This is a genomic window from Mesorhizobium sp. M0060 (assembly GCF_040323155.1).
Lineage (GTDB): Bacteria > Pseudomonadota > Alphaproteobacteria > Rhizobiales > Rhizobiaceae > Mesorhizobium.
In genome coordinates, this window is the sequence record NZ_JAMYUP010000101.1 from 1 (window position 1) to 11,392 (window position 11,392).

The 11,392-nt window shown below is 61.4% G+C and carries 13 protein-coding genes and 1 pseudogene; all 14 read right to left on the reverse strand.

The window, feature by feature from the left end; translation table 11 throughout:
• Positions 1–103 (reverse strand): annotated as a pseudogene (locus NKJ94_RS35730) (EamA/RhaT family transporter); the annotation flags it as partial.
• Positions 104–108: 5 nt separating this feature from the next.
• A complete protein-coding gene (locus NKJ94_RS35735) occupies positions 109–1,089 on the reverse strand; it encodes an RluA family pseudouridine synthase (RefSeq protein WP_352532298.1) in 981 nt (326 codons plus the stop codon).
• Positions 1,090–1,151: 62 nt separating this feature from the next.
• Positions 1,152–1,490 carry a DUF190 domain-containing protein gene (locus NKJ94_RS35740; protein WP_352532300.1) on the reverse strand — a complete coding sequence of 113 codons (339 nt, stop codon included), beginning with the start codon at positions 1,488–1,490 and terminating at the stop codon, positions 1,152–1,154.
• Positions 1,487–1,918: a fluoride efflux transporter CrcB gene (gene crcB, locus NKJ94_RS35745; RefSeq protein ID WP_352532312.1), complete on the reverse strand. Its 432-nt coding sequence runs from the start codon at positions 1,916–1,918 to the stop codon at positions 1,487–1,489. The genes NKJ94_RS35740 and crcB (NKJ94_RS35745) overlap by 4 nt, the downstream gene beginning before the upstream one ends.
• 65 nt (positions 1,919–1,983) lie before the next feature.
• On the reverse strand, positions 1,984–2,370 hold the full coding sequence (crcB, locus tag NKJ94_RS35750; RefSeq protein ID WP_352532302.1) for a fluoride efflux transporter CrcB: 387 nt from the start codon (positions 2,368–2,370) through the stop codon (positions 1,984–1,986).
• Between the two features lie 26 nt (positions 2,371–2,396).
• Positions 2,397–3,227, reverse strand: coding sequence for an aspartyl/asparaginyl beta-hydroxylase domain-containing protein (locus NKJ94_RS35755; protein WP_352532304.1), 831 nt, complete (start codon positions 3,225–3,227; stop codon positions 2,397–2,399).
• 136 nt (positions 3,228–3,363) lie between these two features.
• Positions 3,364–4,674: a replication-associated recombination protein A gene (locus NKJ94_RS35760; protein ID WP_352532306.1), complete on the reverse strand. Its 1,311-nt coding sequence runs from the start codon at positions 4,672–4,674 to the stop codon at positions 3,364–3,366.
• A 43-nt stretch (positions 4,675–4,717) separates the two neighbouring features.
• Complete coding sequence (locus NKJ94_RS35765; RefSeq protein ID WP_352532308.1) at positions 4,718–6,205, reverse strand: DegQ family serine endoprotease; 1,488 nt, start codon at positions 6,203–6,205, stop codon at positions 4,718–4,720.
• 193 nt (positions 6,206–6,398) lie between these two features.
• Complete coding sequence (gene rplQ / locus NKJ94_RS35770; RefSeq protein WP_023675127.1) at positions 6,399–6,830, reverse strand: 50S ribosomal protein L17; 432 nt, start codon at positions 6,828–6,830, stop codon at positions 6,399–6,401.
• Positions 6,831–6,926: 96 nt separating this feature from the next.
• Entirely contained in the window at positions 6,927–7,937 is a 1,011-nt protein-coding gene (locus NKJ94_RS35775) for a DNA-directed RNA polymerase subunit alpha (RefSeq protein WP_023675128.1), read from the reverse strand.
• Positions 7,938–8,121: 184 nt separating this feature from the next.
• Entirely contained in the window at positions 8,122–8,511 is a 390-nt protein-coding gene (rpsK, locus tag NKJ94_RS35780) for a 30S ribosomal protein S11 (RefSeq protein WP_006205444.1), read from the reverse strand.
• A gap of 143 nt (positions 8,512–8,654) precedes the next feature.
• Positions 8,655–9,023, reverse strand: coding sequence for a 30S ribosomal protein S13 (rpsM, locus tag NKJ94_RS35785; protein ID WP_006205445.1), 369 nt, complete (start codon positions 9,021–9,023; stop codon positions 8,655–8,657).
• A 198-nt stretch (positions 9,024–9,221) separates the two neighbouring features.
• Complete coding sequence (locus NKJ94_RS35790) at positions 9,222–9,833, reverse strand: adenylate kinase (protein WP_352532310.1); 612 nt, start codon at positions 9,831–9,833, stop codon at positions 9,222–9,224.
• On the reverse strand, positions 9,830–11,170 hold the full coding sequence (gene secY, locus NKJ94_RS35795; RefSeq protein ID WP_023717523.1) for a preprotein translocase subunit SecY: 1,341 nt from the start codon (positions 11,168–11,170) through the stop codon (positions 9,830–9,832). Before secY ends, NKJ94_RS35790 begins: the two co-directional genes overlap by 4 nt.
• Between the last annotated feature and the right edge of the window lie 222 nt (positions 11,171–11,392).

Here is an 11,392-nt window from a genome sequence, read left to right on the forward strand (position 1 = left end):
CGACGTAGTTGAGCCCCCAGGAAAAGGTCAGCCCGACCATGATGACGGCCGCCGCCAGGTCGACCGCGTCACGGCGGTCGAGCGTATCTGTGGCGATGCCCACCAGCCCTAATCCTCCGCGCTTGCGTCGTCGAAGCCGATCAGGTTCCAGCTCTGGCGCATATGTGGCGGCATCGGCGCGGTGACGTCGACAAAACCCTTGTCGGGATGCGGGATGACGATGCGACGCGCGTGCAGATGCAAGCGATTCTGCATGCCGCCGGGAAAATCCCAATTGGTGTCAGCCTCGAAATATTTGGGGTCACCGATGATCGGGCAGCCGATGTGGGCGGCATGGACACGGAGCTGGTGGGTGCGCCCGGTATAGGGCTCCATCTCCAGCCAGGTCATCGTCTGTGCAGCCTGCTCGATGATACGGTAGTAGGACACGGCGTGGTCGGCGCCCTTTTCGCCATGCTTGGCGATGCGCACACGATCGCCGTCGGGCGTCGGTTCCTTGATCAGCCAGGTCGAGATCTTGTCCTCGAGTTTCGGCGGCACCCCCTTGACCAGCGCCCAGTAGGTCTTCTTGGTCTCGCGCGCCCGGAACGCTTCGGCAAGCTTCATGGCGGCCAGCCTTGTACGGGCGACGACCAGCACACCCGATGTGTCGCGGTCGAGCCGGTGCACCAGGCGCGGTTTCTCGCCCTTCTGGTTGCGCCAGGCTTCCAGCATGTCGTCGACATTGCGGGTGACCCCCGAGCCGCCCTGCACTGCCAGACCGGCGGGCTTATTGAAGACGAAGACCTTCGGATCCTCATGGATCAGCATCTTGGCCAGGACATCGGCGTCGCCCTGGTTGCGTATCGAATGGCCGGTGAGCGGGCTTTCACCTTTCTTGTCCACTTCGAGCGGCGGCACACGCACCGTCTGGCCGGCTTCGACGCGGGTATCGGCCTTCACCCTGCCGCCGTCGACGCGGATCTGGCCGGAGCGCAGCAGCTTCTGCAGATGACCGAAGCCGAGGCCCGGAAAATGGGTCTTGAACCAGCGGTCGAGCCGCATGCCCGCCTCGCCGGCGTCCACTGTGATCTGTTCTACTCCTGCCATGATTCCAATCGCTGTTTCGGGATGCAGCGGCATTTGCCAGCACCCCGCAATTTCATACGCAATTACTCGTTGTCGGTTCCATATTGCAGAACCTGAACTTTCTCCAGCGTGATCAGGCCACTTGTCATGATTGTTTCAAGCACGGGCAGGAAAGCGGCGATCTTTTCCTCGCTATCGACGATCTCGATCACCAGTGGCAGATCCTCCGACAGACGGAGGATTTTCGTGGTGTGAAGCCGGCTGGAATGGCCGAATCCCATCGCGCCGCGCAGGACAGTCGCGCCGGCAATCTGCACTTCCCGCGCCTTGAGCACGATTGCCTCGTATAGCGGGCGGCCATCCGCCCTATCGTTCTCACCGATGAATATGCGCAGCAATTGTGCCTGCCTTGGTATCTTCATTGCCCGGATCCTCTCAATCGGTTGAGGCGCACTGCAAAGATGTGGCCAAGCCAGACGGCGACAAGCCACGCCACCACGGAGATCGCGATATTGAGCGCCGCCGCCGCCAGCCTTCCACCTTGCACCAGGGTGAAGGTTTCAAGGCTGAACGCGGAGAAAGTCGTCAGGCCTCCGCAAAAGCCGGCGATGAAGAACTGGCGCTGCAGCGGACTGGCAAAGACGCGGCCATTGGGCCCCGTCAATGTAGCGTAGAAGCCGATGAGGAATGAGCCGACTATGTTCACAAGGAGCGTGCCAACGGGGAATCCATTGCCCCACAGGGCGCTGCTCGCCAATGAGGCAAGCGCCCGCAGCACACCGCCGATCACGCTGCCAGCGGCGACGGTGGCATAGAACCGAACCGTTTCGCTCGTCTTGCGCCAGCCAATGCGGCGCGCAACGGACCCTGCCGCGGCGGCGTCCGTTCCGCCGGAGCGGAGCTTCCCCGGACTGCTCACGGCGCCCCGCTGCCGATCAGCAGACTTCCCGCGGCAAAGCCCAACGCCACGCCGCCGAGGCTCAGAAAAACCGAAAGCACCACATTGCCGCCCGCGCGAAGCCATTCGCCTTCACGCGCCAGTGCCAGCGTCTGCAAGCTGAACGAAGAAACCGTTGTATAACAGCCGAGGCAGCCGGTGACGGCGAAAGCCCAGACGGCGGGCATGGCGTCGCGCGCCACCGCATGCGCGATGACGCCGATCGCAAAGGCTCCCGAAATGTTGACGACCATCGTGCCCCAGGGAAAGGTCTCGCCGACCCGGCGGGCGATGAAGCCGGACAGGAAGAAGCGGGCCATTCCGCCGAGCGCGCCGCCGAGGCAGACAAGCAACAGGTGATACATCGCTCTCCCTCGGTCAGACTACGGTATCAGGCGCTTCCGGCCTTCTTCGGCTTGCTGGAGCCGATCATCTTCCAGTTCTTGTAGAACATGGAATTGATGCGCTCGACGCTGACCGAAACGATGGCGAGAAGTGTCGAGATCAGACCGGGAAACGGCGATGGACGAATGATGTCCATGAACACGCAGTAGCGGCGCCCGTTAAACTCATTGACCGAGCGATGAAGGAGCGTATCGTCGAAGATGAAGAGCGGGTTCTCGTGCCAGTAATTCTTGCTGTTGCCGCACTCGACGAACACTTCCGATTTCACCGGGATGAGGTTGTAGAGAATGCGCAGGCTGAGCCGGAGCGGGCCAAAGTGCCAGGAAGTCGATTCCCTGCCGCTGAACACAGAGACCGCAATCGTCTTGATGTATTTGAAATCCTTGTTGAATTCGGCGACGTTGTCTATTCTGTGCTTGCCATACCACTGATAGACATACATGCCGCGCCGGCCACTGCCGAAATTGGCGTCGATGTCGGCGATGATCTCGTCCTTGCGCGCCTTGAAGACGTCCAGGACCTCGTTGACCTCGCGCTGATAGTCCAGAGGAAACTGGTCCAATTTCCAGACACCGCGGTTTCTATAGCACAGCAGATCGACCAGCAGATTGAAGGGCGAAAGCAGCCAGGTGAAGATGCCGTTGCCCAGGAAATAACCACTGAACAGGGCCCAGTTCTTGTTGTCGTTGCGCAAGACGTCAATCAGGCCGAGGGCGATGAAAATCGTCGTCAGAATGGGAATGAAATAGAAGCCGAGCGCCAGCAGTGGGATCGCTATGGCGAACTTCCGAAGGGTCTTGCGAAATTTCTTTGTCATTTTTCCACGCGCCAGGCGCGATTCCGTTCTGAATATCGTCGGTACGTTTCTGGCCTGTCCGCCGGCCGAAGGCGCATCTTGATAGGGTTTTTTATCCCGCCAGACAACGGCGATCACACCAGTGTGCGACTGGCGGCTATTTTTCCCGCTCGCTGCGCAGCTTCGCCCAATAGTCCAGCCGCTTCCTGATATCGCGCTCGAAGCCGCGCTCGGGCGGGTCGTAGAATGTCTGCCGGCCCATCTTCTCCGGAAAATAATCCTGGCCGGAAAAAGCGTCGGGCTCGTCGTGGTCGTAGCGATAGCCGGCGCCGTAATCTTCCTGTTTCATCAGCTTGGTCGGCGCATTGAGAATATGCTTGGGCGGCAGCAGCGAGCCGAATTCCTTGGCCGCCTGTGTGGCGGCCTTGAAGGCGGTGTAGACGGCATTGGATTTCGGCGCGGTGGCGAGATAGACGGTTGCCTCGGCGAAGGCCAGCTCGCCCTCCGGCGAGCCCAGATAGTCGTAGGCGTCCTTGGCGGCGTTGGCCACGACGAGCGCCTGCGGGTCGGCCAACCCGATATCTTCCATCGCCATGCGCACCAGCCGGCGCCCTAGATAAAGCGGATCCTCGCCGGCATCGAACATGCGGGCGAGATAATAGAGTGCCGCGTCGGGGTCGGAGCCGCGCACCGATTTGTGCAAGGCGGAGATCAAATTGTAATGGCCGTCCTGGCCCTTGTCGTAAATCGGCGCGCGGCGCTGGACGATGCGCTGCAGGGCCTCGGCGCCGAACACTTCACCGGATTTGGCTGCACGCCAGACCTCTTCGGCCAGCGTCAACGCCGCGCGGCCGTCACCGTCGCTCATCCGCACGAGCATCGCCCGCGCCTCGTCATCGAGCGGCAGTGCCCTGCCCTCCGCCTCCTCGGCCCGCGCCAGCAGTTTGGCGATGCTCTCCTCGCCGAGCGAGTGAAACACCAGCACACGTGCACGCGACAAAAGCGCGGCGTTAAGTTCGAAGGACGGGTTCTCGGTGGTGGCGCCGACCAGCACGACGGTTCCGTCTTCCATCACCGGCAGAAAACTGTCCTGCTGGGCGCGGTTGAAACGATGGATCTCATCGACGAACAGCAGTGTCTGGCGGCCGTTGGAGCGACGCAGCTTCGCTGCCTCGAACACTTTCTTCAGGTCGGCGACGCCGGAAAACACGGCCGAGATCTGTTCGAAGGCGAGACTTGTCTCGCCGGCAAGCAGCCGTGCGACCGTGGTCTTGCCGGTGCCGGGCGGGCCCCAGAAGATCATCGAGCCGAGCGAGCCGGAGCCGATCAGCCGTGTCAGCGCGCCGTCGGGGCCGGTCAGATGCTCCTGGCCGACGACCTCGCCGAGGTTTTTTGGGCGCAGACGATCGGCCAGCGGCCTGCCGGGCGGCGTCTTTTCCGGTTCATCGACACTGAACAGATCGGCCATGCAACTTCTTCTGCCTGGAGCCCGATCATGCTGACGGTCGGGCTCAGTAACGCAACACCTGGCGCATTATCTGCCCGCCGCGCTCGACGGTAAAGCGCCACCAGCGCGTATCCTGCTGGGCTACCTGTTCCAGGGTTGCCGCCTTGTCGATCGTCAAGCCGTTGACCTCACGCACGATGTCGCCCGGCTGGAAGCCGAAATCGGCAGCGGGCGAATCGCGGTTGATGTCGACCATGGTGACGCCTTTGACATCGGTGCGCAGACCGAGCCGCTGGGCAAGCCGTGGCGACAGTTCGGCAACCTTGGCACCTGAAAACGGGCTTCGACCGCTCAATGTGAGTTCCGCAGCTTTGGCGCCCTCAGGCGGTCGTTCCAGCGCGATGTCCATCGTCGCCTGCTGACCCTTGCTCAGAACGCCGAAGCTGGCACTAGTGCCGATCGACAGCGTCGCCATCCGGTAGTCCAGCGCTCCGACGCTCTCGACCGGCTTGCCGTTGAGCGACAGCACCACGTCACCAGGCTTGAGCCCTGCCTTGGCCGCGGGTCCCGCCTCTTCGACCGAAGAAACCAGCGAGCCGGTCGGCTTGGCCATGCCGAGCGATTCGGCAATCTGCGGCGTCACCGCCTCGAACTCGGCACCGACATACGGCCGCTCGAAAAAGTCGAGCCCGGCTTTGGCCGCATCGGCGAAAGCCCGAACCATGTTCGAAGGGATGGCAAAGCCGATGCCGATCGAGCCGCCGCTACGGCTATAGATCGCGGTGTTGATGCCGATCAGCTGCCCTCCCATGTTGACCAGCGCGCCACCGGAATTGCCGGGGTTGATGGCGGCGTCGGTCTGGATGAAGAAGCTGGAATCGGAGACGCCGATATGGCTGCGCGCCACCGCCGAAATGATGCCGCTGGTGGTGGTCTGGCCGACACCGAACGGATTGCCGATCGCCAGCACGAGATCACCGACCTCGAGCGCGTCGGAATCGCCGATGGCGATCACAGGAAACGGCTTGTCGGAAGAAATCTTGAGCACGGCGAGATCGAGCGTCTCATCCTTGAGCAGCACCTTGCTGTCGAATTCGCGCCCGTCGGCGGTCGCGACCTTGACCTGGTCGGCGTCTTTGACGACGTGGAAATTGGTGACCACCACGCCGGTCGGATCAACCAGCACGCCGGAACCGAGCGAGGACTGCGCGCGCGGCTGCGAGCGGCCGAAGAACTCCTCGAAGAACGGATCGCCGTCGAAGGGCGACATCACCTTGGCGGTCTGCGAGGCGTAGACATTGACCACGGCCGGCGCCGTCTGCTTGACCAGCGGCGCGAAGGACAGCTGCACCTCCTCGCGGCCGAACGGTACGCGCTTGTCTGGGCCGGAGGTGGCGTTTTCGCCTTCCACGCCATGCAGCAGATCGGTCAGCACGTCGGACAGACCGGGATCGGTCTTGGTTTCCTCCGCCAGCGCGTGCCTGGCCGCCGGCACGACCGTCAGCGCCATCAAGGCGCAGATCAGAACAAGGGACAGCCGTTTAACACGCATTCCGAATCCTCCAAGTCGGGCGCCATTGTCCTGACGATTGTGCAAAATGAAAGGCTAAGCCGCTGAAATCCGATTATTTTGGGTAGTCGCCGCAAAAACCGGTCACAAAACACCTACAAGCCCTGCCCGGCAGCTTCCGCAACAGAAAAAGGGGCCCGCTGGCCCCTTTGAACTTCTCAGGAAAACCCGAGCCTTATGCGGCTGCGGCTTCCTCCTCGGTGCCTTCGGCCTCGATGCGGGCACGATCGCCGGCGCCTTTGGCTGAGGTGTCGCGGTCGACGAACTCGATGACCGCCATTGCCGCGTTGTCACCGTGGCGGAAGCCCGCCTTCATGATGCGCAGATAGCCGCCATTGCGGGTGGCATAACGCGGCGCGATTGTGTCGAACAGACGCTTGACGACGCCTTCATTGCCGATCTGGGCAATCACCTGGCGGCGGGCATGCAGATCGCCGCGCTTGCCGAGCGTCACCAGCTTCTCGACGATCGGACGCAAATCCTTCGCCTTCGGTAGCGTGGTGAGTATCTGCTCGTGCTCGATGAGCGACACGGCAAGGTTGGCAAACATCGACTTGCGATGGCTTATGCTGCGGGCGAACCGGCGGCCTTTAAATCCGTGGCGCATGGCTCTTCTCCTTCATTGCGGGTTCAAGAGGCCTGAGCCTCAGTTGGTTAGCCGCATGATCTGGTCCGAAAAGTCTGCAACTTTTCGGGATCATGCTCAATATTGATCTTCATAACGCTTGGCGAGGTCTTCGATGTTTTCCGGCGGCCAGTCCGGCACTTCCATGCCGAGATGCAGGCCCATCGCCGCCAGGACTTCCTTGATCTCGTTCAGCGACTTGCGGCCGAAGTTCGGGGTGCGCAGCATCTCGGCTTCGGTCTTCTGGATCAGGTCGCCGATATAGACGATGTTGTCGTTCTTCAGGCAGTTGGCAGAACGCACCGAAAGCTCGAGCTCGTCGACCTTCTTGAGCAGGGCCGGGTTGAAGGCAAGCTCGGTAACCTGTTCGGCGGCGACTTCCTTCTGCGGCTCGTCGAAATTGACGAACAGGCCGAGCTGGTCCTGCAGGATGCGAGCGGCGAAGGCCACCGCGTCCTCACCCGAGATCGAACCGTCGGTCTCGATGGTCATGGTCAGCTTGTCATAGTCGAGAACCTGGCCCTCGCGGGTGTTCTCGACCTTGTAGGAGACCTTCTTGACCGGCGAATACAGGCTGTCGACCGGGATCAGCCCGATCGGCGCGTCTTCGGCGCGATTGCGGTCGGCCGGCACGTAGCCCTTGCCGGTATCGACAGTGAACTCCATGCGGATTTCAGCGCCCTCGTCCAGCGTGCAGATGACGTGGTCTGGATTGAGGATCTCGACGTCGCCGACCGTCTGGATGTCGCCGGCGAGAACGGCGCCTGGTCCCTGCTTGCGCACGACCATGCGCTTGGGGCCATCGCCTTCCATGCGGATGGCGATTTCCTTGATGTTCAAGACGATGTCGGTCACGTCCTCGCGCACGCCGGCGATGGACGAGAATTCATGCAGAACGCCGTCGATCTGTACGGCGGTCACAGCCGCGCCACGCAGCGAAGAAAGAAGCACGCGGCGCAGCGCGTTGCCGAGGGTGAGGCCGAAGCCGCGCTCAAGCGGCTCGGCGACCAGCGTGGTCAGCGTCTTCTTCTTCGACGAGAACTCGATCTTGTTCGGCTTGATCAGTTCCTGCCAATTTTTCTGGATCATAGTGCTTTTCCTTCCGTTGTCCCGCCACCATCCAATCGTGGCGGGCGACCTGGAATGCCGTGGAGGAGCGCCCTTGAGGCGCTCGCGCGGCGTTCGGTAAATTCTAAAGCGCGGCGCGCTTTAGGTTTTTGTTTTTATGCATGTCGTTGCCCCAAAACCGCTATACACTTTTGGGCGACATGCATTAGACGCGGCGCTTCTTGCGCGGGCGGCAGCCATTGTGCGGGATCGGCGTCACATCACGGATCGAGGTGATGGTGAAGCCGGCTGCCTGCAGCGCGCGCAGCGCCGATTCACGACCGGAGCCAGGTCCACAGACCTCGACCTCGAGCATGCGCATGCCGTGTTCCTGAGCCTTCTTGGCAACATCTTCGGCGGCCATCTGGGCAGCGAAAGGGGTCGACTTGCGCGATCCCTTGAAGCCCTGGGCTCCGGCCGACGACCAGGCAATCGAATTGCCCTGCGCGTCGGTGATGGTGATCATCGTGTTGTTGAAGGTCGAATTGACGTGGGCAACGCCCGACGAGATGTTCTTGCGTTCGCGACGGCGAACACGAGCGGCTTCCTTGGCCATGATAGTCCTTTCAGTTGATCTCTACACCGCCGTAATGCCAGCGGCTCCACCTGGTGAATGGTGAATGGTAAAATGGTGAATGGCCACAACGTCGGCTCTTGGCCTTCGTCACCATTCACTATTCACCATTGACCATTCACAAATTACTTCTTCTTTCCGGCAATCGACTTGGCCGGGCCCTTGCGGGTGCGCGCATTGGTATGCGTGCGCTGACCACGAACCGGCAGCGAGCGGCGGTGACGCAGGCCGCGGTAGCAGCCGAGGTCCATGAGCCGCTTGATGTTCATCGACACTTCGCGGCGCAGGTCGCCCTCGACCTGGTAGTCGCGGTCGATGGTTTCGCGGATCTGCAGCACTTCCGCATCGGTCAACTGGTTGACGCGACGCTCGGCCGGGATGCCGACCTTGTCGACGATCTCCTGGGCGAACTTCTTGCCAATGCCGTGAATGTATTGAAGCGCAATGACGACGCGCTTGTTGGTAGGAATGTTAACGCCGGCTATACGAGCCATGTTCTTCTCTTCTCCATATAGGCCGGACGAGCCGGCGCTTCAAGTTGCCCCGCGTCCGGTGGAGGCCGGCCCTTGCGGGAGTTTCCAGTTCAAAGCGGCCTGCCTTGCCCTTGCGGACAAGCAAGCCTCATGCCTGATAGGAAGACGGGCCGCCATACCCCAGCGGACCGCTCCAGTCAAGCGCAATCGTTCGATTCTCTAGCCGGCCGCCTGGCCAACCTGCCGGGTCGTCGCCCTGAGCACCGCCTCGATCTGCTGCGTCACCGCATCGATACCGGCCATGCCATCGACGCCCCTGAGTTTGCCCTTGGCGTAGTAGTAGCCGATCAGCGGCGAGGTTTTCTTGTAATATTCCCTCAAGCGTTCTTCGAACACCGCTGGACTGTCGTCCTTGCGTACCGGCAGGCCTGCGGCCTTGGCGTCTTCGGCGCGCTTGACGATTCGGCCAACCAGCGCCTTGTCGTCGACGACAAATTCGATGACCGCGTCGAGCTCCAGTCCGCGATCCGACAGCATTTCCTCAACGGCGTCCGCTTGCACCAGGGTTCGCGGATACCCGTCAAGGATGAAGCCGTTTGCGCAATCAGCTTGATCGATACGTTCTGCCACGATGGCGTTGACGATAGCGTCGGACACCAGTTCGCCAGCGTCCATCACCGCCTTGGCGCGCTTGCCGACTTCGGTGCCGGCCTGAACAGCAGCACGCAGCATGTCCCCCGTGGAAAGCTGTGGGATGCCGTGTCTTTCTACCAGTCTCAGTGCTTGTGTCCCCTTGCCCGCCCCCGGCGGTCCAAGCAATATCAACCTCATCTGGCCTTCTTCCCCCCGCGCAGCTTCGACTTCTTGATCAGGCCCTCATACTGGTGCGCGATCAGGTGACCCTGAATCTGGGCCACCGTATCGAGCGTTACACTGACCACGATCAGGAGCGAAGTGCCACCAAGGTAGAACGGTACGCCAGTCGCTGAAATCAGGAACTCGGGCAGCAGACACACCAGCACCAGATAGATGGCGCCGACGACGGTGATGCGGGTGAGCACATAGTCAATATAATCTGCAGTGCGCTCGCCCGGACGATAGCCCGGGATGAAGCCCGAATGCTTCTTCAACTGGTCGGCGGTGTCCTTCGGATTGAAGACGATCGCCGTATAGAAGAACGCGAAGAACACGATCATTGCCGCATAGAAGGCCATGTAGAGCGGCTGGCCGTGGCCGAGCGCCGCCAGGATGGTGCTGGCCCAGGCAGGCATATTGGTCGTCTGCGAGAAGCCGGCAACCGTTGCCGGAAGCAGCAGCAGCGACGAGGCGAAGATCGGCGGAATGACGCCGGAGGTGTTGAGTTTCAGCGGCAGATGCGAGGTATCGCCCTGGAACATGCGGTTGCCGACCTGGCGCTTGGGATACTGGATCAGCAGGCGGCGCTGGGCGCGCTCGAAGAAGACGATCAGCGCGATGACGACGATGGCGAGCACGATGATCGCCAGTATCAGGCCGGTCGACAGCGCGCCGGTGCGGCCAAGCTCCAGCGTGCCGGAGATGGCGCGCGGCAGGCCGGCGACAATGCCGGAGAAGATGATCAGCGAAATGCCGTTGCCGATGCCGCGAGCGGTGATCTGCTCGCCGAGCCACATCAGGAACATGGTGCCGCCGACCAGCGTGACGACGGTGGAAATGCGGAAGAACATGCCGGGATCGTTGACGATGCCGTTGCCGCCCTCAAGCCCGACCGAAATGCCATAGGCCTGGACCAGCGCCAGAAGCACGGTGCCGTAACGCGTGTACTGGTTGATGATCTTGCGGCCCTGCTCGCCTTCCTTCTTCAACGCTTCCAGCGATGGAATGACCGAGGTCATCAGCTGCATGATGATGGAAGCGGAGATATAGGGCATGATGCCGAGGGCAAAGATCGCCATGCGCTGCACAGCGCCGCCGGCAAACATGTTGAACATGCCGAGCACGCCCTTGCTCTGCGACGAGAAGGCCTGGGCGAAAGCGTCGGGATTGATGCCGGGCAGCGGGATATAGGTGCCAAGGCGGTAAACGAGCAGCGCGCCGATGGTGAACCAGATGCGCTTCTTCAGATCCTCGGCCTTGGCGAAGGCCGAAAAATTCAGATTCGAGGCTAGTTGTTCAGCAGCCGAAGCCATGCCTGATTCTCCGCTTGGTCACGCTCGATGCCCGCAGCTCAGGCGGCGCGTGTCACCGAAGCTCACGAGATAAGCTCCGGACTGCAAACATGCAAGCGGCCCCGTTGAAGCGGCCGCCACAACAGACGGAACAAAACACGACCGCCGGCAAAAACGAATTCCACCTTTTACCACCCTTCTAGAAATTGCCGTTAAAAGGAGGGGTCATTTAAAAGCACGATT

Excerpts from the sequence above, each read along its gene's own strand:
- NKJ94_RS35735 (WP_352532298.1), bottom strand. The coding sequence starts at position 1,089 with ATGGCAGGAGTAGAACAGATCACAGTGGACGCCGGCGAGGCGGGCATG.
- NKJ94_RS35740 (WP_352532300.1), bottom strand. The coding sequence starts at position 1,490 with ATGAAGATACCAAGGCAGGCACAATTGCTGCGCATATTCATCGGTGAG.
- crcB (WP_352532302.1), bottom strand. The coding sequence starts at position 2,370 with ATGTATCACCTGTTGCTTGTCTGCCTCGGCGGCGCGCTCGGCGGAATG.
- NKJ94_RS35755 (WP_352532304.1), bottom strand. The coding sequence starts at position 3,227 with ATGACAAAGAAATTTCGCAAGACCCTTCGGAAGTTCGCCATAGCGATC.
- NKJ94_RS35760 (WP_352532306.1), bottom strand. The coding sequence starts at position 4,674 with ATGGCCGATCTGTTCAGTGTCGATGAACCGGAAAAGACGCCGCCCGGC.
- NKJ94_RS35765 (WP_352532308.1), bottom strand. The coding sequence starts at position 6,205 with ATGCGTGTTAAACGGCTGTCCCTTGTTCTGATCTGCGCCTTGATGGCG.
- rplQ (WP_023675127.1), bottom strand. The coding sequence starts at position 6,830 with ATGCGCCACGGATTTAAAGGCCGCCGGTTCGCCCGCAGCATAAGCCAT.
- NKJ94_RS35775 (WP_023675128.1), bottom strand. The coding sequence starts at position 7,937 with ATGATCCAGAAAAATTGGCAGGAACTGATCAAGCCGAACAAGATCGAG.
- rpsK (WP_006205444.1), bottom strand. The coding sequence starts at position 8,511 with ATGGCCAAGGAAGCCGCTCGTGTTCGCCGTCGCGAACGCAAGAACATC.
- rpsM (WP_006205445.1), bottom strand. The coding sequence starts at position 9,023 with ATGGCTCGTATAGCCGGCGTTAACATTCCTACCAACAAGCGCGTCGTC.
- NKJ94_RS35790 (WP_352532310.1), bottom strand. The coding sequence starts at position 9,833 with ATGAGGTTGATATTGCTTGGACCGCCGGGGGCGGGCAAGGGGACACAA.
- secY (WP_023717523.1), bottom strand. The coding sequence starts at position 11,170 with ATGGCTTCGGCTGCTGAACAACTAGCCTCGAATCTGAATTTTTCGGCC.